A 20,146-nucleotide genomic window follows, 5' to 3' on the forward strand; every position below is an offset into this window, starting at 1 on the left:
CGGCCGAAAGGCCCCAGCAAGGTATAGGCGTGTGAACATGGGTATGCATCCCGTACAGGTGATTGCGGTGACCGGCGGCAAGGGTGGCGTCGGCAAGACCAACGTGTCGGTCAATCTGGCGCTGGCCCTGGCCGATCTCGGTCGGCGCGTGGTGCTGCTCGACGCCGACCTCGGCTTGGCCAACGTCGACGTGCTGCTGGGTCTGACCAGCAAGCGCACCCTGGCCGATGTAATCGCCGGCGAGTGCGATCTGCGTGACGTGCTCATCCAGGGACCAGGTGGCATTCGCATCGTGCCGGCAGCGTCCGGTACCCAGAGCATGGTGCAACTGTCGTCCCTGCAGCACGCAGGGCTGATCCAGGCATTCAGCGAGATGGGCGACGAGATCGACGTGCTGATCATCGACACCGCGGCCGGTATCGGCGACTCGGTGGTCAGCTTCGTGCGCGCCGCGCAGGAGGTGCTGCTGGTGGTCACCGACGAGCCGACATCGATCACTGACGCCTATGCGCTGATCAAGCTGCTCAATCGTGACTACGGCATCAGCCGCTTCCGCGTGCTGGCCAACATGGCCCATGCGCCGCAAGAAGGTCGCAACCTGTTCGCCAAACTGACCAAGGTTACCGAACGGTTTCTCGATGTCGCATTGCAGTACGTCGGCGCCGTGCCTTACGACGAGGCCGTGCGCAAGGCGGTACAGAAACAGCGTGCGGTCTATGAAGCGTATCCGCGCTCGAAATGTGCACTAGCCTTCAAGGCGATCGCGCAGAAGGTCGATACCTGGCCGCTGCCGGCGACACCGCGGGGCCATCTCGAATTCTTCGTAGAGCGCCTCATCAGCCCCGCTTCACCCAGCCACGAATGACAGGTGCCGGATCCGCTATGTATTACAGCAAGGCTCAGGCAAAGGATGCGCAGTACCGCCTGATCGATCAGTACGCCCCGTTGGTCAAGCGAATCGCTTACCACCTGTTGGCGCGCCTGCCTGCCAGTGTGCAGGTGGACGATCTGATCCAGGCTGGAATGATCGGACTGCTGGAAGCAGCGAAGAAATACGACGCCGGCAAAGGTGCCAGTTTCGAAACCTACGCCGGTATCCGCATCCGCGGCACCATGCTCGACGAAGTTCGCAAGGGGGACTGGGCGCCGCGCTCGGTGCACCGCAACTCGCGCATGGTCAGCGAGGCGATCCGCGCCATCGAGGCGAAAACCGGGCGTGACGCTAAAGATCACGAGGTTGCGGCCGAACTTAAGCTTAGCCTCGACGAGTATTACGCCATTCTCGGCGACACGCTGGGCAGCCGCCTCTTCAGCTTTGACGATCTGCTGCAGGAAGGCGAGCACGGCGAACTGCAGGAAGACGCGAGCAGCACCCATCCGGAACCGTTTCGCGATCTGGAGGACGAGCGTTTCCAGCAGGCGCTGGCCGATGCCATCGGCAATCTGCCCGAACGCGAGAAGCTGGTGCTGTCGCTGTATTACGACGAAGAGTTGAACTTGAAGGAAATTGGTCAGGTGCTGGGAGTCAGCGAGTCGCGTGTGAGCCAGTTGCATAGCCAGTGTGCTGCGCGCTTGCGTGCACGCCTCGGCGAATGGCGCGCCAATTGACAATTGTTTGCGGTATGACGTGCTCGGTTTGCTGAGGCATTTTGGGACTTACGGAGGTCGACTTGGACAAGAACATGAAAATCCTCATCGTCGATGACTTCTCGACGATGAGACGAATCATCAAGAACCTCTTGCGTGATCTGGGGTTCACCAACACCGCCGAGGCGGACGACGGCACCACCGCACTGCCGATGCTGAAAAGCGGCAGCTTCGATTTCCTGGTCACCGACTGGAACATGCCGGGCATGAGCGGTATCGATCTGCTGCGCACAGTGCGCGCGGACGAGCGCCTCAAGCATCTGCCGGTACTGATGGTGACCGCCGAGGCGAAGCGCGATCAGATCATCGAAGCGGCCCAGGCCGGGGTCAATGGCTATGTGGTCAAACCCTTCACCGCCCAGGTGCTCAAGGAAAAGATCGAGAAGATCTTCGAGCGCGTCAACGGCTGAAGCAGTAACGCCGCGAGGGCACTATGACGCAAGCAGACCAAAGCCTGGCAGAGTTCGAAGCGACTCTGAAGGCCAACGCACCCCGCCTGATTGAAAGCCTGCAGCAAGGCCGCTTCGATGAAGCGACGCAGATGTTCAACGAGCTCAATCAGGTGCGCAACAACGGGCTCTATCAGGAAGTGGGCAAGCTCACGCGCGAGCTGCACAACGCCATCGTCAAGCTTGAGATGGATACCTGCGCCACGGGCGGCGACCCGTCACCGATCACCGATGCCACCGACCGTCTGTCCTACGTGGTGGAAATGACCGAGAAAGCCGCCAATCGCACCATGGACCTGGTCGAGGAATCGGCCCCGCTGGTGAACTATGTCAGCTACGAGGCCCAGAGCCTGACGGCCGATTGGCAGCGCTTCATGCGCCGTGACATGAATGCCGAGCAGTTCCGCGATCTGGTCAAGCGCATCGACCAGTACCTGCAGCGCAGCATGAACGATGGCAGCCAGCTTTCGCAGAATCTCAGCGAGATCATGCTGGCCCAGGACTTCCAGGATCTAACCGGCCAGGTGATCAAGCGGGTGACCCGACTGATCACCGAGCTTGAAAGCAACCTGCTCAATCTCGTCCTCATGGCGGGGCAGGTGGACCGCGTTGCCGGCATCCAGCACGACCGCGATGCCATGCGCGCCGAGCAAGAGAAGAAAAAACAAGAAAAAATGCCTTCCAACGGTGAAGGTCCGCAGATGCATGCCGATATGCGTGAAGACGTCGTTTCCGGCCAGGACGATGTCGATGATCTGCTTTCAAGCCTGGGCTTTTAGGGGAAGTGAATATGAGCTTCGACGCCGATGAAGAAATCCTCCAGGACTTCCTGGTAGAGGCCGGCGAGATTCTCGAACTATTGTCCGAGCAACTCGTGGAGCTGGAAAGCAGCCCCGATGACATGGCGTTGCTCAATGCGATTTTTCGCGGGTTCCACACGGTCAAGGGCGGTGCAGGCTTCCTTCAGCTTCATGAGCTGGTGGAGTGCTGCCATATCGCCGAAAACGTCTTCGACATCCTGCGCAAGGGTGAGCGTCGCGTCGATTCCGAACTGATGGATGTCGTTCTGCAGGCGCTGGACGCCGTGAACGAAATGTTCAGTCAGGTCCGCGAACGCGTCGAACCGACGCCAGCCTCACCCGAGCTGCTGGCTGCGCTTGCGCGCCTCGCCGAGCCCGCTTCCGCCGATGCGGCGCCAGTCGTTCCGGCTGCCCCGCAGGTGGTCGCCGAGCCTGAGGCCGAGCCCGCTGGCGCCGATAGCGAGTTCGAGCAGTTGCTCGACGCGATCCAGCCGGCTGCGAGCGAGACGGCTGCGAGCGAGGCCGAACACGGCCCCGTTACCGACGAGATCACCGACGACGAATTCGAGTCGCTGCTCGATCAGTTGCATGGCAAGGGCCAGTTCTCGGCACCGGCCAGCGCCGCAGCGCCTGCGGTACCTGTTGCGCCGGATGCAGCCGCTGCAAAGACCGGTGATGAAATCACCGATGAGGAATTCGAAGCGCTTCTCGACCAGCTGCACGGCAAGGGCAAGTTCGAGCCAGTCGGCTCGTCGGCCGAAGCGGCCGGCGCCGAGTCCGCCAAGGACAGTGCGCCCGCGGCGTCCGGCGACGAAATAACCGACGACGAGTTCGAAGCGCTGCTCGATCAGCTGCACGGCAAGGGCAAGTTCGAGCCGGCGGTCGCCGATGCGTCCCCGGCCGAGCCCGTTGCGGCAGCCCCGGCAAAGGCGGCACCCAAGGCGGAGCCCGCACGTGCCGCTGCGCCAGCCAAGCCGGCCGCGGCAGCGAGCAAGGCGGCCGCTCCGGCACCGGCCGCGGCGGACAAGGCTCCGGCCGAAGTCGAGACTACCGTGCGTGTCGATACCGCGCGCCTCGACGAGATCATGAACATGGTCGGCGAACTGGTGCTGGTCCGTAACCGCCTGGTGCGCCTGGGTTCCAATAGCGGCGACGAGGCGATGGCCAAGGCCGTTTCCAACCTCGACGTGGTCACCGCCGACCTGCAGAGCGCGGTGATGAAGACCCGCATGCAGCCGATCAAGAAAGTCTTCGGTCGCTTCCCGCGACTGGTTCGCGATCTGGCGCGCAGCCTGAAGAAAGAGATCAACCTGGAGCTGGTGGGCGAGGAAACCGACCTGGACAAGAACCTGGTCGAGGCCCTGGCCGATCCGCTGGTGCACCTGGTGCGCAACGCCGTCGACCACGGTATCGAGATGCCGGAGGAGCGCGAGGCCGCCGGCAAGCCGCGTACCGGTCGAGTGGTGCTGTCCGCCGAGCAGGAAGGCGACCATATCCTGCTGGTCATCAGTGATGACGGCAAGGGTATGGATGCCAACATCCTGCGTGCCAAGGCTGTGGAAAAGGGCATGCTGGAGAAGGATGCCGCAGACCGCCTGAGCGATCTGGAGTGCTACAACCTGATCTTCGCGCCGGGCTTTTCGACCAAGACCGAGATTTCCGACGTGTCCGGCCGCGGCGTCGGCATGGACGTGGTCAAGACCAAGATTTCCCAGCTCAACGGTACGGTCAACGTGTTCTCCACCAAGGGCCAGGGCTCGAAGGTGGTGATCAAGGTGCCGCTGACCCTGGCAATCATGCCGACGCTGATGGTGATGCTTGGCAACCAGGCGTTCGCCTTCCCGCTGGTCAACGTCAACGAGATCTTCCACCTGGACCTGTCGCGTACCAACGTCGTCGACGGTCAGGAAGTGGTGATCGTGCGCGACAAGGCGCTGCCGTTGTTCTACCTCAAGCGCTGGCTGGTCCATGACGCCGCTCAGGAAGAGCAGCGCGAAGGTCACGTGGTGATTCTCAGCGTCGGCAACCAGAGCATCGGCTTCGTCGTCGATCAGCTGGTCGGCCAGGAAGAGGTGGTTATCAAGCCACTGGGCAAGATGCTGCAGGGTACGCCCGGCATGTCCGGCGCGACCATCACCGGCGATGGCCGCATCGCTCTGATTCTCGATGTGCCCAGCATGCTCAAGCGGTACGCGCGCAGGGTTTGATTCGGTCAGGCAGCGCCGCCTGTGTGCGGCGCTGTCGCTAGGAGTGATGTATGGCAGTCAAGGTCCTGGTCGTCGACGATTCCGGTTTCTTTCGCCGGCGTGTCTCGGAAATCCTTTCCTCTGATCCCAATATCCAGGTCGTCGGCACCGCCACCAACGGGCGCGAGGCGATCGATCAGGTGCTGGCGCTGAAGCCGGACGTCATCACCATGGATTACGAGATGCCGATGATGGACGGCATCACCGCGGTCCGGCAGATCATGCAGCGCTGTCCCACGCCGGTGCTGATGTTTTCCTCGCTGACGCACGAAGGCGCGCGGGTCACCCTCGATGCGCTGGATGCCGGCGCGGTGGACTATCTGCCGAAGAACTTCGAGGACATCTCGCGCAACCCGGACAAGGTCAAGCAGCTGCTGTGCGAAAAGGTGCATACCGTCTCGCGCAGTAACCGTCGCTACAGCACCTTCTGCTCTTCGAGCGTTGCTACGCCTTCGACTTCACCGCGTGGCACGGCTTCGGCGCTGCCCGCTTCGACTGCGCCTCGTGCGGGCAGCGCAGCGGCAACACCTGCGCCTGCGGCCAGCCGCTCTCCCGCGCCCAAGCGCAAGGCCTACAAGCTGGTGGCGATCGGTACTTCCACCGGTGGCCCTGTGGCGCTGCAGCGTGTGCTGACCCAGCTGCCGGCCAACTTTCCCGCGCCGATCGTGCTGATCCAGCACATGCCGGCGGCTTTCACCAAGGCCTTCGCCGATCGCCTGGACAAGCTCTGCCGTATTCGCGTCAAGGAGGCCGAGGACGGCGATGTGCTGCGCCCAGGGCTCGCATTGCTGGCACCCGGCGGCAAACAGATGATGATCGATGGGCGCGGCGCCGTGCGCATCCTGCCCGGCGATGATCGCCTGAACTACAAGCCCTGTGTCGACGTGACCTTCGGCTCGGCGGCCAAGTCGTTCCACGACAAGGTGCTGGCGGTGGTGCTGACCGGCATGGGCGCCGATGGCCGTGAAGGCGCGCGTCTGCTCAAGCAGAGCGGCAGCCAGGTGTGGGCGCAGGATGAAGCCAGCTGCGTGATCTACGGCATGCCGATGGCGGTGGTGAAGGCCAACCTCAGCGACGCCGTGTACGGTCTGGATGACATCGGCCGCAATCTGGCCGAGGCCTGCATCTGATGGACGTACTCAGCCTTATCGGGCTGTTGCTTGCGTTCGTCGCCATCGTCGGGGGCAACTTTCTCGAGGGCGGCCATATCTCGGCGTTGCTCAACGGACCGGCAGCATTGATCGTGCTGGGCGGTACGCTGGGCGCGGTGTTGCTGCAGACGCCGATCGCGGTGTTCATGCGGGCGATGAGCATCGGCCGCTGGATCTTCTTTCCGCCGCGCATCGATCTGGCGCGCGGCATTCTCATGGTGACCACCTGGAGCAACACGGCACGCAAGGAGGGGCTGCTCGGCCTCGAGCCCGTCGCCGAGACCGAGCCCGATCCGTACGCGCGCAAAGGCCTGCAACTGCTGGTCGACGGCGCCGAGCCGGAGGTGATCCGCAGCATTCTCGAGGTTGATCTCTATACCCAGGAGGGCCGCGACCTGCGCGCCGCCAAGGTCTACGAGAGCATGGGCGGCTACTCGCCGACCATCGGAATCATCGGTGCGGTGATGGGGCTGATCCATGTGATGGGCAACCTTGCCGATCCCAGTCAGCTGGGCAGCGGTATCGCCGTGGCGTTCGTTGCCACCATCTATGGCGTCGCCTTTGCCAACCTGCTGGTGTTGCCGGTCGGCAATAAGCTCAAGAGCATCGTCCAGCGGCAGACGGCCTACCGCGAGATGCTGCTGGAGGGGGTCCTGTCGATCGCCGAGGGTGAGAACCCGCGCTCCATCGAGATGAAGCTGCAAGGCTTCATGGACTGAGCGCCATGGCCAGACGCAGAGCGCCGGAAGAGCACGAGAACCACGAACGTTGGCTGGTCTCGTATGCTGACTTCATCACCTTGCTGTTTGCCTTTTTCGTGGTGATGTATTCCATTTCCTCGATCAACGAAGGCAAGTACAAGATCCTCTCCGATTCGCTGGTCGGCGTGTTCAACCAGGTCGACCGTTCGGTCAAACCCATTCCCATCGGTGAAGAGCGACCGCGCACCACCGAGCCCGACGTTTCGCAGGTCGAGGATCTCACCGGTCCCGGCTCCGGGGAGCCGACGCTCGATCCGCTGGAGCGCATCGCACAGAGCATGCGTGAGACATTCGGCGAGCTGATCGCCAATGACCAGCTGACGATTCGGGGCAACGAGCTGTGGATCGAGATAGAGCTCAGCTCCAGCCTGCTGTTTCCCAGCGGCGATGCGTTGCCCAACGATCAGGCGTTCCAGCTGATCGACAAGGTTGCCGGAATTCTGGCTCCGTTCGACAACCCGGTCCACGTCGAAGGCTTCACCGACAATCTGCCCATCAGTACCGACAAGTTTCCGACCAACTGGGAGCTGTCTGCCGCGCGTGCCGGCAGCGTGGTTCGGATGCTGGCGGCGCAGGGCGTCAATCCGTCCAGGTTGGCAGCGGTGGGGTATGGTGAGTTTCAGCCTGTGGCGGACAATGCGACTGCCGAGGGACGGGCACGGAATCGCCGTGTGGTGCTGGTAGTGTCGCGCAATCTCGATGTGCGGCGCAGTGTGACCGGCGTAGGCAGCGGCAACGCCCGGCCGAACGAAGCCTTGCGACGTGCTGGCACACAATCTGCACCAGCCGGGTCCATGTAAGCGCTTCCGGGCGCAGTCGTCAAAACACCGTCGCTCTGCCATTTTCAGGCGGAGCCGTTCCGGTCCATTCGCCGGGTGGATAAGCAATGAGAGTCTGGGCTGTAGCCAATCAAAAGGGTGGAGTGGGCAAGACCACCACGTCGGTCGCGCTGGCAGGTCTGCTGGCCGACTCCGGTAAACGGGTCGTGGTGCTGGATCTGGACCCGCATGGTTCGATGACCAGCTATTTCGGTCACGATCCCGACAATCTGGAGCACAGCGTGTTCGACCTGTTCCAGCATCAGGGCACCGTTCCGGAGGGGCTGCCCTGGCAGTTACTGCTGGCCACCAGCCACGAGCGCATCTCGCTGATGCCGTCGAGCACCGTGCTGGCGACACTGGAGCGCCAGTCCCCGGGGCAGAACGGTCTCGGGCTGGTGATCGCCAAGAGCCTTTCCCAGCTCTGGCAGGATTTCGATTACGCGATCATCGACAGTCCGCCACTGCTTGGCGTGCTGATGGTCAATGCCCTGGCGGCGAGCCAGCAGCTGGTGATTCCGGTACAGACCGAGTTCCTGGCGATGAAGGGGCTGGAGCGGATGGTCAGCACGCTGGCGATGATCAACCGGTCGCGCAAGCAGGCGCTGCCGTACACCATCGTGCCTACGCTGTTCGATCGCCGGACCCAGGCGTCGATGAACACGCTCAAGGTGCTGCGTGCCGGTTATGCCGATCACCTGTGGCCGGCCTTTATCCCGGTCGATACTCGCCTGCGTGATGCCAGCCGCGCCGGCCTGACGCCGTCGCAGTTCGATCCGGCCAGCCGGGCGGTGATTGCCTATCGTGCCCTGCTCAAGCATCTGCTGGCGTCGCAAGCCTCACCGCAGGTGGCATGAATGGCATGCCGCTCGGCGGCTGATGGCTCAAGTTTGTCGCGCACATGGCCGATAGCCTGTTCAGATTCTCATCACGAGTTCGCTCCATGAACCGCACCGTTCTCACCGAAACCCGATCCCAGCAGGCGCTGCAGTCCTATCTCGATGGGCTGCTGCAGGATGCTGCCATCGAGCTGGCGGATTCGGTCAGTCAGGATGAATTCAAGGCCGCGGTGCTCGAGGAGCAGCTGCGCGATATCCGGCAAAGCCAACCTCCGCGGCTGGAAATCGTGCCGTCCGCGCCGCCGGTTGCCGTCCCCGAGACGGCTCCTGTCGCTCCGCCCCTGGTCGTTGCCGAAGCAGTAGCGGCGCCAGCGGCCCCCGAACCGGTCGTAGAAGTGCTGGTGGCACCGCCGCCTGCCAGCGAACCGCTGGAGGTTCCGGCACAAGCACATCCGGGTTGGGGTGATGAGCCCTTCGAGTGCCTGCTGTTCGATGTCGCCGGGCTGACGCTGGCGGTACCGCTGGTGTGTCTGGGTTCCATCTATCCGCTGGCAGGGCAGGAACTGACCCCGCTGTTCGGTCAGCCCAGCTGGTTTCTTGGCATACTGCCGAGCCAGGCGGGCAATCTCAAAGTACTGGATACCGCGCGTTGGGTGATGCCGGACCGTTATCGCGACGATTTTCGTGAGGGCCTGCAGTACGTGATCTCTGTCCAGGGCTACGAGTGGGGGCTGGCGGTGCACCAGGTGAGCCGCTCGATTCGCCTGGACCCTAGCGAGGTGAAGTGGCGCACCCAGCGTCATCAGCGCCCCTGGCTGGCCGGCACGGTGATCGAACACATGTGCGCACTGGTCGACGTGACTGCGCTGGCCGAGCTGATTGCCAGCGGTGCGGTCAAGCATATGCACGACGCGGCGAAGCCGAAAACACATTGACACAACCGACGAGGGGGCCGTGCTTTGCGCGGCCCCACGATAGAATCGACCGCCAAAGCGGTAACTAGAGAAGGTGGGACTATGAAGATGACGTCTGCGCAGGGTTCCGAAGATCCTGTTCTGCAATGGGTGACCTTCCGTCTGGACAACGAGACGTATGGCATCAACGTGATGCAGGTTCAGGAAGTGTTGCGCTATACCGAGATCGCTCCGGTGCCGGGTGCACCTAGCTATGTGCTGGGCATCATCAACCTGCGCGGCAACGTGGTCACGGTCATCGATACCCGCCAGCGCTTCGGTCTGGAGCCGGCGCCGGTGTCGGACAACACCCGCATCGTGATCATCGAAGCCGACCGCCAGGTCATCGGCATCATGGTCGATAGCGTTGCCGAGGTGGTCTACCTCCGCCAGTCCGAGATCGAAACCGCGCCGAACGTGGGCAACGACGAATCCGCCAAGTTCATTCAGGGCGTTTGCAACAAGAACGGCGAGCTGCTGATTCTGGTCGAACTCGACAAGATGATGAGCGAAGAAGAATGGGCCGAGCTTGAGAGCATCTGATACATGCTGATCGCGTCGCTGGTCGCATCGCTGGTTGCGCTGGCCTTCTGCTGTCTGGGGCTGCTGGGGTTCTGCCTGTGGCTGCTCAGACGGCAGCGCCTGCTGGCCGAGCAACAGCAGCAGCGTGACGCCAGCAGGGACAAGCGAATCAAGGAGCTGAGCAGCCGTCTGGATGCCTATCTGGAGGGCAGCCTGCGCATGGGCGACGAGCTACGCGAACTGAGCCGTACCGTTGCCCCGTTGCCGGACAAGCTCACTCAGCTGGAGCAGCGCGATCCCAACAACTTCGCGCTGTCCCAGGCCGCCAAGCTGGTCGGCATGGGCGCCAGCATCGACGACCTGACCCAGTCCTGTGGGCTGTCGCAGTCCGAAGCCGAGCTGATGAGCAAGCTGCACAAGGCCCGTCAGAAGCCCTGATCCCGGCTGATCGAGCCCCTCGTCGGCCTGATCGGAACCTCCTGAATCCCCCATATTCCAACACCGTATCGGCTTGGCTTCGCTGAGCGCATCCATGTCCCGGCCTGGGACGAGGAGGGCAAAGATGCGGCGCATACTGGTTGTGCTGTTGGTCGTGGTTTCGTTTGGCGCGCATGCTGCCGAGGCCCCGGACAATGTCGACGGGGCGATGACCGTCAACGTCTTTCAGGCCAAGCGACTGCATGAGCTGGGCGCAGTGTTCATTGACGTCCGTGCTGATCGGGAATGGCTGTGGGGGCATGTGGAAGGCGCCGTACATTTCGATCTCGCCAGTGACTTCGTGAGCCTGGCCGGGCCGGAATGGCCCCGCGAGCTGCCGCTGGTGATCTACTGCGACAGCGAAGTCTGCCCGCGCAGCGCGGAAGCGGCGCGCATGGCTGTCAGCTGGGGCTACACGCGGGTGTTCTACTTCCGCTCGGGCTATTTTGCCTGGCAGCTGCACGATTTTCCGCAGGTCACCGGAGAAGACCGGGCGGCCGCCACGCTCAACGCCCAGGCCCACTGAGCAGCGGCAGGTTCGCCGCAGAACCGGAGTCGGACGCTGCCTGAAAACCGGGTGGGCACTTGCCCTTGAGGTACCAGGCGAACGCGATGATCTCGGCGATGGTCCGGTACAGGGCCTCGGGAATCTCGTCGCCCAGCTCCAGTCTCGCCAGCAGTTTTACCAGGTCGGCGTTCTCGTAGATCGGCACTTCATGTTCCCGAGCGATCGCAAGAATCGCCTCGGCCAACTCATCGTCACCCTTGGCGCTGAGGCTCGGCGCGTTGACGCCGTCGTAGCTCAGGGCGATGGCTTGGCGCGGCTGCTTGTCTGTCATGCTTTTTCGTCCACGAAACGTTGTTCCAGCGTGGTGCTGGGGCCCTGCGGCGGTGTGCCTTGGCGGCAGCTCAGTTCGCCTACGCTCAGCCCGGCCGCCTGCAAGCGCTCGCGCAGATGAGCTAGTTCCTTGGCGACCAGCTGGGCGGTGGCGCTGCGCTCGGCCCAGAGCTGGCTGGACAGCGTTCCGCGCGTCAATTGGGCCTGAACCTGCAACGGGCCGAGCGGAGCGACGTCGAACGCCAGTTCGATCTTCCACAGCGGATCGCCGCGCTCCTTTTCCTGTCGTTTCGGCTGGTCTTCGCGCTGCAGCTTGATCTGCAGTGGCACGATGTCGCGGTGGTCCCGCATCGGCAATTCCAGCTGCCAGGTGGTGACCATAGTGCCGTCGGGCCCGACCTGTGTCTGCGCCAGGCTGGAAAGCTGGTGGGTCTGGAGCCTCGATACGGCAGCGGCAGCGAGCTTGAGCAGCATTTCCAGATCGGCTTCTTCCTCGAGACCGGGCGGTAACCTGGCCGGCAGCGGAAAGCCGAGCGCGAGCTGACGCGGACTGTTCTGCGCCAGCGAGCCCAGCGCTTGCCGCGCGAAGGCAGGCAGTGCCTGGCCGATGGCGCCGGCCTGCGCTCCCCCCAAAGGCGTACTACCCGGCAGATTGGGCATCTGCGCCAGCAGGCGCAGCAGTCCGGCCTTGAGGTCGCCTTGCAGTCCATCGGTATGGCCGGCAAGCAGGCGGGCCTCCAGGAACACGCCGCTCCGAGCCAGCGCTGCTGCCAGCGCCTTGGCGTCGCCCAACTGCTGCATCTCCGGAATCAGCCCGAGCAGCTTCTCCGCTGCACCGCGCAGCCCTTCCGGGAGCGCGCCCGGCGCGCCCTGCAGCGCCCTGAACAATCCTTCCAGCGAAGCCTGTCGGTTCTGCTGCGCGCCCAGCTGCTCACCGACATGCAGTTGATCGAGCCGACCGCTCAGTGGCAGAAACGCCAGGGACTGGCTGTCCTTGACCTGCGCCGTCAAAAGACTGCCGAGCGCCAGCGGGTTGGCCGATTCGATGCTGAGTTTCTGCCCGGCAACGGGTGAGTTGAGCAGGCTGACAACGATCTTGAAAGACGTTTGCCCGTCCTCCGTGCGCTGCTGGCTGGTCGCCACGACGCGGCCCTGGATCACGCTGCCTACCGGAAGCTGCTGCAGATCGATCATCGAGGCCGGCTGACGTCCGGCCGCTTGCGGCGTGGCCAGCAGACGGGTATCGGACAATGCGGTGACGACCAGCGCCGTGCCGGGCGCGGCGGGTTTGTTGCTGCTGACTTCTACCGTGGCCTGGCGTCCGCTGCCCATGGTCAGGCGCAACACCAGGCGGAACGCTTCGGCGGCCTCCCGGATGCTGACCACTTCGGCTTCGATCTGCTCGCCAGCTGCCAGCAGGTTCTGCATCGGTTGCAGCACCTTGAGGGCGAGATCCTGTGCCGCTACAGCCGGACGTGTCGCGCTGGTCGGGGGCAGGGCAGTGGTACTCTTGATCTCGGTCATCTTTCCTCAAATGCTCTTACAACCTTTCGCGTTTGCGGCCCTCGGCACCTGGGGTTGCCATGTATAATTCCGCCCGCCTGGCCCTGATGCCTGAGTATAGCGGCCGGGCCTTTTTCATCTTGAGGTGTCGCCAGCCGTGTCAACTCCCTTTCTCGAAGCTGTAGCGCTCGCCTGCGAGCGGGATTGGCGGCTGTTGTTCGACAAGCTCGATCTCCGTCTCGAGCGCGGCGAGATGCTGCAGATATCGGGCCCCAACGGCAGCGGCAAGACCAGCCTGCTACGCCTGCTTTCCGGTTTGATGCAGCCGACCTCCGGCGAGGTGCGGCTCCAGGGGCAGCCGCTGGATGCCCAGCGTGGCGAATTGGCGCGCAACCTGTTGTGGATCGGTCATGCAGCCGGAATCAAGGGGCTGCTGACTGCGGAAGAAAATCTCACCTGGCTCTGCGCTCTGCATCAACCCGCGGGCCGCGACGCGATCTGGCAAGCCCTTGCCGAGGTAGGACTGCGGGGCTTCGAAGACGTGCCCTGTCACACCCTGTCCGCCGGTCAGCAGCGTCGCGTCGGCCTGGCACGGTTGTATCTCTCGCCGCCGCCTTTGTGGATCCTCGATGAACCCTTCACCGCGCTCGACAAGCATGGCGTGGCGCAGTTGGAACGGCATCTGGCAGCCCATTGCGAGCAGGGCGGGCTGGTCGTGCTGACCACCCACCACAGCCTGACGGAGAAGCCCATCGGCTATCGTGAGCTGGATCTGGGGCAGCGGGCCGCATGAGCAGCGTCTTCACTCTCCTGCTGGCGCGCGAGACTCGCCTGTTGTTCCGCCGCCCAGCCGAACTGGCCAACCCGCTGGTCTTCTTCGCCATCGTCATCGCACTGTTTCCTCTGGCGGTCGGGCCGGAAACGCAATTGCTGCAGACGATTTCGCCGGGACTGGTATGGGTTGCCGCGCTGCTTGCGGTTCTGCTTTCGCTGGATGGCCTGTTCCGCAGCGATTTCGAGGATGGTTCCCTGGAGCAGTGGGTCGTTTCGCCGCACCCGCTCGCGCTTCTGGTGCTCGCCAAGGTGCTGGCACACTGGGCATTTTCCGGCTTGGCGTTGGTCTTGCTGGCGCCCCTGCTGGGGTTGATGCTCGGCCTCCCGATTGGGACCATCCCGGTGTTGCTGGTATCGCTGCTGCTGGGAACGCCGATCCTCAGCCTGCTCGGTGCGGTCGGTGCGGCGCTTACGGTTGGGCTCAAGCGCGGCGGTTTGCTGCTGGCACTGCTGATCCTGCCGCTCTACATCCCGGTACTGATCCTTGGCAGTGGTGCACTGCAGGCGGCGCTGCAAGGCCTGCCGGCGGTCGGACACCTGCTCTGGCTGGCCAGCCTGACCGCGTTGGCCGTTACTCTTGCACCCTTTGCGATAGCCGCCGGGCTGAAGATCAGCGTCGGCGAATAGCGATACCAGATGGCCGGCATGTGCCGGTCGATGTAACGAATTTCGAGGCCTGATCCATCAGGGCCTCGCTGGACGACGAGTCATCCGATGAACTGGACATGGTTTCACAAGCTGGGCTCACCGAAGTGGTTCTACGAGATCAGCGGGCGTTGGTTGCCCTGGCTGGCCTGGGCAGCCGTGTTGCTGGTCAGCGTCGGCGTGGTCTGGGGCCTGGCGTTCGCTCCCGAGGACTACCAGCAGGGCAACAGCTTCCGGATCATCTACATTCATGTCCCCGCCGCATTCCTGGCCCAGTCCATCTACGTGATGCTCGCCGTCGCCGGCGTGGTGGGACTGGTCTGGAAGATGAAGCTGGCTGACGTTGCGCTGCAGCAGGCGGCGCCGATCGGCGCGTGGATGACTTTCATCGCACTGCTCACCGGCGCGGTCTGGGGCAAACCGACCTGGGGCGCCTGGTGGGTGTGGGACGCGCGGCTGACCTCGATGCTGATCCTACTGTTCCTGTACTTCGGCATCATTGCGCTGGGCCAGGCAATCAGTAACCGTGACAGCGCGGCCAAGGCCTGTGCGGTGCTGGCGATCGTCGGCGTAGTGAATATCCCGATCATCAAGTACTCGGTGGAGTGGTGGAACACGCTGCACCAGCCAGCGACCTTCAAGGTGACCGAGAAACCGGCCATGCCGATGGAGATGTGGCTGCCGCTGCTGGTGATGGTGATCGGCTTCTATTGCTTCTTCACCGCGGTGCTGCTGATGCGCATGCGCCTGGAAGTGCTGCGCCGCGAGTCGCGTGCAAGCTGGGTGAAGAACGAGGTCAAGGCTCTGGTGGGAAATAACTCGTGAACTTTTCATCCTTCGCCGATTTCATCGCCATGGGCAATCATGGCGTGTACGTCTGGACCGCATACGGCATCAGCCTGGCGGTGCTGATTCTCAACGTTGCGCTGCCCGTACTGGCGCGTCGGCGTTACCTGCAAGATGAGGCGCGTCGTTTGCGCCGGGAGGAGTCGAAGTGAATCCGGTGCGCAAGAAGCGTCTTTTCATCGTCCTGGCGATTCTCGCCGGTGTCGGTATCGCCGTGGCGCTGGCGTTGTCCGCCCTGCAGCAGAACATCAACCTGTTCTACACGCCGTCCCAGATCGCTGCCGGCGAAGCGCCGGAGGGCACCCGAATCCGCGCAGGCGGGCTGGTGGAAGAGGGTTCGGTCAAGCGCACCAACGATTCGCTCAGCGTCGCCTTCCGTGTCACCGATGGCGCCCAGGCGATCACCATCACCTATCAAGGCATCCTCCCGGATCTGTTCCGTGAAGGGCAGGGTATCGTCGCACTGGGCCGGGTCAACGCCGACGGCGTGCTGGTCGCCGACGAGGTCCTGGCCAAGCACGATGAGAACTACATGCCGCCGGAGGTGACCCAGGCGCTGGAGAAGAGCGGCATGATGAAGCATTACGAGGGCGGCAAGCAGGAGTACGCGAAATGATTCCGGAGCTCGGCCATCTGGCAATGATTCTGGCACTGTGCCTGGCCGTGGTCCAGGCCACGCTGCCGCTGATCGGTGCCTGGCGCGGTGACCGGCAATGGATGGGCCTGGCGCAGCCGGCGGCCTGGGGTCAGTTCGCGTTTCTCGGTTTCTCCTTCGCCTGCCTGACCTACGCCTTCATGGTCGACGATTTCTCCGTCGCCTATGTGGCGCACAACTCCAACAGCGCCTTGCCCTGGTACTACAAGTTCAGTGCCGTGTGGGGTGCCCACGAAGGTTCGCTGCTGCTGTGGGCCTTCATTCTCGCCGGCTGGACCTTCGCGGTGGCGATCTTCTCCCGTCAGCTGCCGGAAGACATGTTGGCGCGCGTGCTCGGTGTGATGGGCCTGATCAGTATCGGCTTCCTGCTGTTCCTGATCGTCACCTCCAACCCGTTCGAGCGGTTGCTCCCGCAGGTGCCGATGGATGGCCGGGATCTCAACCCGCTACTGCAGGACTTCGGTCTGATCGTGCATCCCCCGATGCTCTACATGGGGTACGTCGGTTTCTCGGTTGCCTTCGCCTTCGCTATCGCCGCGCTGCTCGGCGGGCGTCTGGATGCCGCCTGGGCGCGCTGGTCCCGTCCATGGACGCTGGTGGCCTGGGCGTTCCTCGGTCTGGGCATCGCCCTGGGTTCCTGGTGGGCCTATTACGAGCTCGGCTGGGGTGGCTGGTGGTTCTGGGACCCGGTGGAAAATGCCTCGTTCATGCCCTGGCTGGTCGGTACCGCGTTGATCCACTCGCTGGCCGTTACGGAGAAACGCGGCGTCTTCAAGAGCTGGACGGTGCTGCTGGCGATCGCGGCCTTTTCGTTGAGCCTGCTCGGCACCTTCCTCGTCCGTTCCGGTGTACTCACTTCCGTTCACGCCTTCGCTACCGATCCCGAGCGCGGCGTGTTCATCCTGGTGTTCCTGCTGATGGTGGTCGGTGGCTCGCTGACCCTGTTCGCCCTGCGCGCGCCGGTGGTCAAGAGTCAGGTCGGCTTCGGCCTCTGGTCGCGCGAAACCCTGCTGCTGGTCAATAACCTGCTGCTCGTCGTGGCGACCGCGATGATCCTGCTGGGTACGCTGTATCCGCTGCTGCTGGATGCCCTGTCTGGCGCCAAGCTGTCGGTCGGGCCGCCGTACTTCAACGCCATGTTCGTGCCGTTGATGGCCGCGCTGATGCTTACGCTGGGTGTCGGGATCATGGTGCGCTGGAAGGACACGCCGGTGAAGTGGTTGCTCGGCATGCTCACGCCGGTGCTGATTACCAGCGTGGTACTCGGCGGGCTCGGCTCGCTGCTGTTCGGTGACTTCAACTGGGCCGTGCTCGCGGTATCCCTGCTGGCGGCATGGGTGGTCATCGCCAGCGTCCGCGATCTGCTCGACAAGACCCGCCACAAGGGCCTGTTGAAGGGGGCACGGAGCCTTGCACCGAGTTATTGGGGCATGCACCTGGCGCACCTGGGCCTCGCTGTCTGTGCGATCGGTGTGGTGTTGACCAGCCATCAGAGCTCCGAGCGTGACCTGCGCCTGGCGCCGGGCGAGTCGCTGTCGCTGGGTGGCTACGAGTTCGTCTTCGAGGGGGCGGTGCACCACGAGGGGCCGAACTTCACCTCGGACAAGGCCACCATCCGGGTTTTCGACGGTGAAAAGCAGATCGCCACCCTGCATCCGGAGAAGCGCCTGTACACCGTGCAGCAGATGCCGATGACCGAGGCGGGCATCGACGCCGGCTTCACTCGCGACCTCTATGTGGCCCTCGGCGAGCCGCTGGGCGACGGTGCCTGGGCAGTGCGCGTGCATATCAAGCCGTTCGTGCGCTGGATCTGGTTGGGTGCGCTGATGATGGGCCTGGGCGGTGCCCTGGCCGCCAGTGATCGTCGTTATCGTGTCAAGGTAAAGACCCGCGTGCGCGAAGCATTGGGTATGGCGGCGCAAGGAGCCTGATGTGAAAAGACTGCTGATGTTGCTGCCACTGGCGATTTTTCTGGTGGTGGCAGTGTTCCTCTACCGGGGGCTTTTTCTCGATCCGTCCGAGCTGCCTTCGGCGCTGATCGGCAAGCCGCTGCCCGCGTTCTCGCTGCCCTCGGTGGAAGATGAGCAGCGCCTGATCACCGACGCAGATCTCAAGGGCAAACCCGCACTGGTCAACGTGTGGGCAACCTGGTGTGTCGCCTGCAAGGTCGAACACCCGGTACTCAATCGCCTGGCCGCGCAGGGCGTGGTCATCCATGGCGTCAACTACAAGGATGACAACGCAGCGGCGCAGAAATGGCTGAAGGAATTTCACGATCCCTACCAGCTGAACATTCGTGACGAGCGCGGCAGCCTGGGCCTGGACCTGGGCGTATACGGCGCGCCCGAGACCTTCCTGGTCGACAAGCAGGGCGTCATCCGTCACAAGTTCGTCGGTGTGATCGATGATCGTGTCTGGCGCGAGCAGCTCGCAGCGCTCTATCAGGAGTTGGTGGACGAATGAAACGATTGATCCACGCTGCGCTGCTGGGGCTGTTCCTGGTTTCCACGGCCCAGGCAGCGATCGACACCTACGAGTTTCGCGATGAGGCCGAACGCGAGCGCTACCGGACGTTGACCGAAGAGCTGCGTTGTCCGAAGTGCCAGAACCAGAACATCGCCGATTCCAACGCGCCCATCGCGATGGATCTGCGCCAGGAAATCTTCCGCATGCTGGAGGAGGGGCAGAGCAACGACCAGATCGTCGATTACCTGGTGGACCGTTATGGCGACTTCGTTCGTTACAACCCGCCGGTGAATGCGAAGACTCTGCTGCTCTGGTACGGCCCGGCGGGCCTGCTGGTGCTGGGCTTCGGTGTTCTGGCCGTGATCCTGGTACGTCGCCGTCGCGTCGAGAAGGCGCCTGCATCGAACACCCTTTCCGAGACCGAGCGCGAGCGTCTCGCCAAGCTGCTGGATAAAAAAGACTCATGACCGATTTCTGGATAGCCGCCAGCGCTTTGCTGCTGGTGGCGCTGGCCTTCCTGCTGCTCCCCATCCTGCGTGGTCGTCGCGCCCAGGCCGAAGAAGACCGTACGGCGCTCAACGTTGCGCTCTACGAGGAGCGCCTGGCTGAACTCACCGCCCAGCACGCGGCGGGAACACTGAGCGATGCCCAACTCGAGGCGGGGCGCGCGGACGCGGCACGCGAGTTGTTGGAAGACACTGAAAACAGCGACAGCCCCAAAATCGCCAAGTTGGGTCGTAGCGTGCCGCTTATCGCAGCCGTGCTGGTGCCCCTGGTGGGCTATGGGCTGTACATGCACTGGGGTGCCAGCGACAAGGTGCAGATGGCTCGTCAGTTCTCGGAACAGCCACGCACCGTCGAGGAAATGACGGCTCATCTTGAGCAGGCCGTGAAGGAGCAGCCCGATTCGGCCGAAGCCTGGTACTTCCTCGGGCGCACCTACATGAATCAGGAGCGCCCGGCCGATGCGGCCAAGGCATTCGCGCGCGTGGTAGAGCTTGCCGGACGCCAGCCCGAACTGCTTGGCCAGTGGGCTCAGGCGCAATACTTCGCCGGCGATCGGCAGTGGTCCGAACAGCTGCAGGCGCTTACCGATGAGGCGCTGCAGGCCGATCCGCAGGAACTGACCAGTCTCGGCCTGCTCGGCATCGCGGCATACGAGGAAGGTCGCTATCAGGATGCCGTGCGCTTCTGGGAGCAGCTGGTGGCTGCGTTGCCCGAGAACGATCCTTCTCGCGAAGCCATCCGCGGCGGCATCGAACGCGCCAGGCAGCAGGTCGATGGCGGCTCCGGCAACGCTGCAGCAGGCGAGGCGCCGGCTGCGGCGAGCACGCAGGCCGCTGCGCTGCAAATCCAGGTGCAGCTGGATCCGAAGGTGGCGGAAACGGTATCGCCCGAGGACAGTGTTTTCGTTTTTGCCCGGGCAGTGAACGGACCGCCGGTTCCGCTGGCGGCCAAGCGCCTGACGGTCGGTGATCTTCCGGCGACCGTCACGCTGAGCGACGCCGATGCGATGGTGCCGTCCCTCAAGATCTCCAGCGTCGAGCAGGTGACGGTGATGGCGCGGGTTTCTCGTACGGGTGACGCAACAAAGGGTGAGTGGATGGGTCAAAGCGAGGCGCTCGAGACTCGCGGTGATAAAAACGCCGTGCGGTTGACGATCGATCGCGCCGAGGCGCCCTGATCCCAGTAGAGG

Annotated in this window: 24 protein-coding genes; 22 read left to right on the forward strand and 2 right to left on the reverse strand. The window is 63.5% G+C overall.

Annotated elements, in window-relative coordinates; translation table 11 throughout:
• Positions 1-37 precede the first annotated feature (37 nt).
• The 13 genes from fleN (at position 38) to P5703_RS07190 (ending at position 11,189) form a co-directional block, all read left to right on the forward strand.
• The gene (gene fleN, locus P5703_RS07130) at positions 38-865 is read left to right on the forward strand and encodes a flagellar synthesis regulator FleN (RefSeq protein WP_013983218.1); all 828 of its coding nucleotides are present in this window, start codon (positions 38-40) and stop codon (positions 863-865) included.
• A gap of 17 nt (positions 866-882) precedes the next feature.
• Entirely contained in the window at positions 883-1,608 is a 726-nt protein-coding gene (fliA, locus tag P5703_RS07135; protein WP_013983217.1) for an RNA polymerase sigma factor FliA, read from the forward strand.
• 74 nt (positions 1,609-1,682) lie between these two features.
• A complete protein-coding gene (locus P5703_RS07140; RefSeq protein WP_011913679.1) occupies positions 1,683-2,057 on the forward strand; it encodes a chemotaxis response regulator CheY in 375 nt (124 codons plus the stop codon).
• A 23-nt stretch (positions 2,058-2,080) separates the two neighbouring features.
• The gene (locus P5703_RS07145; RefSeq protein WP_011913678.1) at positions 2,081-2,875 is read left to right on the forward strand and encodes a protein phosphatase CheZ; all 795 of its coding nucleotides are present in this window, start codon (positions 2,081-2,083) and stop codon (positions 2,873-2,875) included.
• Between the two features lie 11 nt (positions 2,876-2,886).
• The gene (locus tag P5703_RS07150; RefSeq protein WP_279641031.1) at positions 2,887-5,103 is read left to right on the forward strand and encodes a chemotaxis protein CheA; all 2,217 of its coding nucleotides are present in this window, start codon (positions 2,887-2,889) and stop codon (positions 5,101-5,103) included.
• Between the two features lie 50 nt (positions 5,104-5,153).
• Positions 5,154-6,272, forward strand: a complete 1,119-nt coding sequence (locus tag P5703_RS07155; RefSeq protein WP_017243984.1) for a protein-glutamate methylesterase/protein-glutamine glutaminase — start codon at positions 5,154-5,156, stop codon at positions 6,270-6,272.
• Positions 6,272-7,012 carry a flagellar motor protein gene (locus P5703_RS07160; protein ID WP_013983215.1) on the forward strand — a complete coding sequence of 247 codons (741 nt, stop codon included), beginning with the start codon at positions 6,272-6,274 and terminating at the stop codon, positions 7,010-7,012. The genes P5703_RS07155 and P5703_RS07160 overlap by 1 nt, the downstream gene beginning before the upstream one ends.
• A gap of 5 nt (positions 7,013-7,017) precedes the next feature.
• Positions 7,018-7,854, forward strand: a complete 837-nt coding sequence (gene motD / locus P5703_RS07165; protein ID WP_013983214.1) for a flagellar motor protein MotD — start codon at positions 7,018-7,020, stop codon at positions 7,852-7,854.
• A gap of 86 nt (positions 7,855-7,940) precedes the next feature.
• The gene (locus P5703_RS07170) at positions 7,941-8,729 is read left to right on the forward strand and encodes a ParA family protein (RefSeq protein WP_011913673.1); all 789 of its coding nucleotides are present in this window, start codon (positions 7,941-7,943) and stop codon (positions 8,727-8,729) included.
• A gap of 86 nt (positions 8,730-8,815) precedes the next feature.
• Positions 8,816-9,646: a CheW domain-containing protein gene (locus P5703_RS07175; protein ID WP_049339443.1), complete on the forward strand. Its 831-nt coding sequence runs from the start codon at positions 8,816-8,818 to the stop codon at positions 9,644-9,646.
• Positions 9,647-9,727: 81 nt separating this feature from the next.
• Positions 9,728-10,207 carry a chemotaxis protein CheW gene (locus P5703_RS07180; protein WP_003296576.1) on the forward strand — a complete coding sequence of 160 codons (480 nt, stop codon included), beginning with the start codon at positions 9,728-9,730 and terminating at the stop codon, positions 10,205-10,207.
• Between the two features lie 3 nt (positions 10,208-10,210).
• Complete coding sequence (locus P5703_RS07185; RefSeq protein WP_011913671.1) at positions 10,211-10,624, forward strand: DUF2802 domain-containing protein; 414 nt, start codon at positions 10,211-10,213, stop codon at positions 10,622-10,624.
• Positions 10,625-10,748: 124 nt separating this feature from the next.
• On the forward strand, positions 10,749-11,189 hold the full coding sequence (locus P5703_RS07190; protein WP_011913670.1) for a rhodanese-like domain-containing protein: 441 nt from the start codon (positions 10,749-10,751) through the stop codon (positions 11,187-11,189).
• Here P5703_RS07190 and P5703_RS07195 read toward each other — a convergent pair.
• Positions 11,170-11,502, reverse strand: a complete 333-nt coding sequence (locus tag P5703_RS07195; RefSeq protein ID WP_234493406.1) for an EscU/YscU/HrcU family type III secretion system export apparatus switch protein — start codon at positions 11,500-11,502, stop codon at positions 11,170-11,172. The genes P5703_RS07190 and P5703_RS07195 overlap by 20 nt on opposite strands.
• A complete protein-coding gene (gene fliK / locus P5703_RS07200; protein ID WP_014597052.1) occupies positions 11,499-13,025 on the reverse strand; it encodes a flagellar hook-length control protein FliK in 1,527 nt (508 codons plus the stop codon). Before fliK ends, P5703_RS07195 begins: the two co-directional genes overlap by 4 nt.
• 136 nt (positions 13,026-13,161) lie before the next feature.
• Between fliK and ccmA the strand changes: the two genes are divergently transcribed.
• From ccmA to ccmI, 9 genes are all read left to right on the forward strand, one after another.
• A complete protein-coding gene (ccmA, locus tag P5703_RS07205) occupies positions 13,162-13,797 on the forward strand; it encodes a cytochrome c biogenesis heme-transporting ATPase CcmA (RefSeq protein ID WP_011913667.1) in 636 nt (211 codons plus the stop codon).
• On the forward strand, positions 13,794-14,465 hold the full coding sequence (ccmB, locus tag P5703_RS07210; protein WP_011913666.1) for a heme exporter protein CcmB: 672 nt from the start codon (positions 13,794-13,796) through the stop codon (positions 14,463-14,465). The genes ccmA and ccmB overlap by 4 nt, the downstream gene beginning before the upstream one ends.
• An 87-nt stretch (positions 14,466-14,552) precedes the next feature.
• Positions 14,553-15,308, forward strand: a complete 756-nt coding sequence (locus tag P5703_RS07215; RefSeq protein ID WP_011913665.1) for a heme ABC transporter permease — start codon at positions 14,553-14,555, stop codon at positions 15,306-15,308.
• Positions 15,305-15,481, forward strand: coding sequence for a heme exporter protein CcmD (gene ccmD, locus P5703_RS07220; protein ID WP_011913664.1), 177 nt, complete (start codon positions 15,305-15,307; stop codon positions 15,479-15,481). Before P5703_RS07215 ends, ccmD begins: the two co-directional genes overlap by 4 nt.
• Complete coding sequence (ccmE, locus tag P5703_RS07225; protein ID WP_011913663.1) at positions 15,478-15,945, forward strand: cytochrome c maturation protein CcmE; 468 nt, start codon at positions 15,478-15,480, stop codon at positions 15,943-15,945. Before ccmD ends, ccmE begins: the two co-directional genes overlap by 4 nt.
• Entirely contained in the window at positions 15,942-17,915 is a 1,974-nt protein-coding gene (locus P5703_RS07230) for a heme lyase CcmF/NrfE family subunit (RefSeq protein ID WP_230484599.1), read from the forward strand. Before ccmE ends, P5703_RS07230 begins: the two co-directional genes overlap by 4 nt.
• A 1-nt stretch (position 17,916) precedes the next feature.
• Positions 17,917-18,447 (forward strand): DsbE family thiol:disulfide interchange protein, encoded by a 531-nt coding sequence (locus P5703_RS07235; RefSeq protein ID WP_014597050.1) that lies wholly within the window; start codon positions 17,917-17,919, stop codon positions 18,445-18,447.
• Entirely contained in the window at positions 18,444-18,917 is a 474-nt protein-coding gene (locus P5703_RS07240) for a cytochrome c-type biogenesis protein (RefSeq protein ID WP_011913660.1), read from the forward strand. Before P5703_RS07235 ends, P5703_RS07240 begins: the two co-directional genes overlap by 4 nt.
• On the forward strand, positions 18,914-20,134 hold the full coding sequence (gene ccmI, locus P5703_RS07245; RefSeq protein WP_011913659.1) for a c-type cytochrome biogenesis protein CcmI: 1,221 nt from the start codon (positions 18,914-18,916) through the stop codon (positions 20,132-20,134). The genes P5703_RS07240 and ccmI overlap by 4 nt, the downstream gene beginning before the upstream one ends.
• Positions 20,135-20,146 lie beyond the last annotated feature (12 nt).

Source organism: Stutzerimonas sp. FeSN7 (assembly GCF_030263795.1).
Taxonomy (GTDB): domain Bacteria; phylum Pseudomonadota; class Gammaproteobacteria; order Pseudomonadales; family Pseudomonadaceae; genus Stutzerimonas; species Stutzerimonas stutzeri.

Bases quoted from the DNA above. Each gene is read 5' to 3' on its own strand.
- P5703_RS07150 (WP_279641031.1), top strand. From the start codon at position 2,887: ATGAGCTTCGACGCCGATGAAGAAATCCTCCAGGACTTCCTGGTAGAG.
- P5703_RS07190 (WP_011913670.1), top strand. From the start codon at position 10,749: ATGCGGCGCATACTGGTTGTGCTGTTGGTCGTGGTTTCGTTTGGCGCG.
- P5703_RS07195 (WP_234493406.1), bottom strand. From the start codon at position 11,502: ATGACAGACAAGCAGCCGCGCCAAGCCATCGCCCTGAGCTACGACGGC.
- ccmI (WP_011913659.1), top strand. From the start codon at position 18,914: ATGACCGATTTCTGGATAGCCGCCAGCGCTTTGCTGCTGGTGGCGCTG.
- fliA (WP_013983217.1), top strand. From the start codon at position 883: ATGTATTACAGCAAGGCTCAGGCAAAGGATGCGCAGTACCGCCTGATC.
- P5703_RS07145 (WP_011913678.1), top strand. From the start codon at position 2,081: ATGACGCAAGCAGACCAAAGCCTGGCAGAGTTCGAAGCGACTCTGAAG.
- P5703_RS07170 (WP_011913673.1), top strand. From the start codon at position 7,941: ATGAGAGTCTGGGCTGTAGCCAATCAAAAGGGTGGAGTGGGCAAGACC.
- P5703_RS07185 (WP_011913671.1), top strand. From the start codon at position 10,211: ATGCTGATCGCGTCGCTGGTCGCATCGCTGGTTGCGCTGGCCTTCTGC.
- fliK (WP_014597052.1), bottom strand. From the start codon at position 13,025: ATGACCGAGATCAAGAGTACCACTGCCCTGCCCCCGACCAGCGCGACA.
- P5703_RS07230 (WP_230484599.1), top strand. From the start codon at position 15,942: ATGATTCCGGAGCTCGGCCATCTGGCAATGATTCTGGCACTGTGCCTG.
- ccmB (WP_011913666.1), top strand. From the start codon at position 13,794: ATGAGCAGCGTCTTCACTCTCCTGCTGGCGCGCGAGACTCGCCTGTTG.
- P5703_RS07160 (WP_013983215.1), top strand. From the start codon at position 6,272: ATGGACGTACTCAGCCTTATCGGGCTGTTGCTTGCGTTCGTCGCCATC.
- P5703_RS07180 (WP_003296576.1), top strand. From the start codon at position 9,728: ATGAAGATGACGTCTGCGCAGGGTTCCGAAGATCCTGTTCTGCAATGG.
- P5703_RS07140 (WP_011913679.1), top strand. From the start codon at position 1,683: ATGAAAATCCTCATCGTCGATGACTTCTCGACGATGAGACGAATCATC.
- motD (WP_013983214.1), top strand. From the start codon at position 7,018: ATGGCCAGACGCAGAGCGCCGGAAGAGCACGAGAACCACGAACGTTGG.
- fleN (WP_013983218.1), top strand. From the start codon at position 38: ATGGGTATGCATCCCGTACAGGTGATTGCGGTGACCGGCGGCAAGGGT.
- P5703_RS07215 (WP_011913665.1), top strand. From the start codon at position 14,553: ATGAACTGGACATGGTTTCACAAGCTGGGCTCACCGAAGTGGTTCTAC.
- P5703_RS07155 (WP_017243984.1), top strand. From the start codon at position 5,154: ATGGCAGTCAAGGTCCTGGTCGTCGACGATTCCGGTTTCTTTCGCCGG.
- P5703_RS07240 (WP_011913660.1), top strand. From the start codon at position 18,444: ATGAAACGATTGATCCACGCTGCGCTGCTGGGGCTGTTCCTGGTTTCC.
- P5703_RS07175 (WP_049339443.1), top strand. From the start codon at position 8,816: ATGAACCGCACCGTTCTCACCGAAACCCGATCCCAGCAGGCGCTGCAG.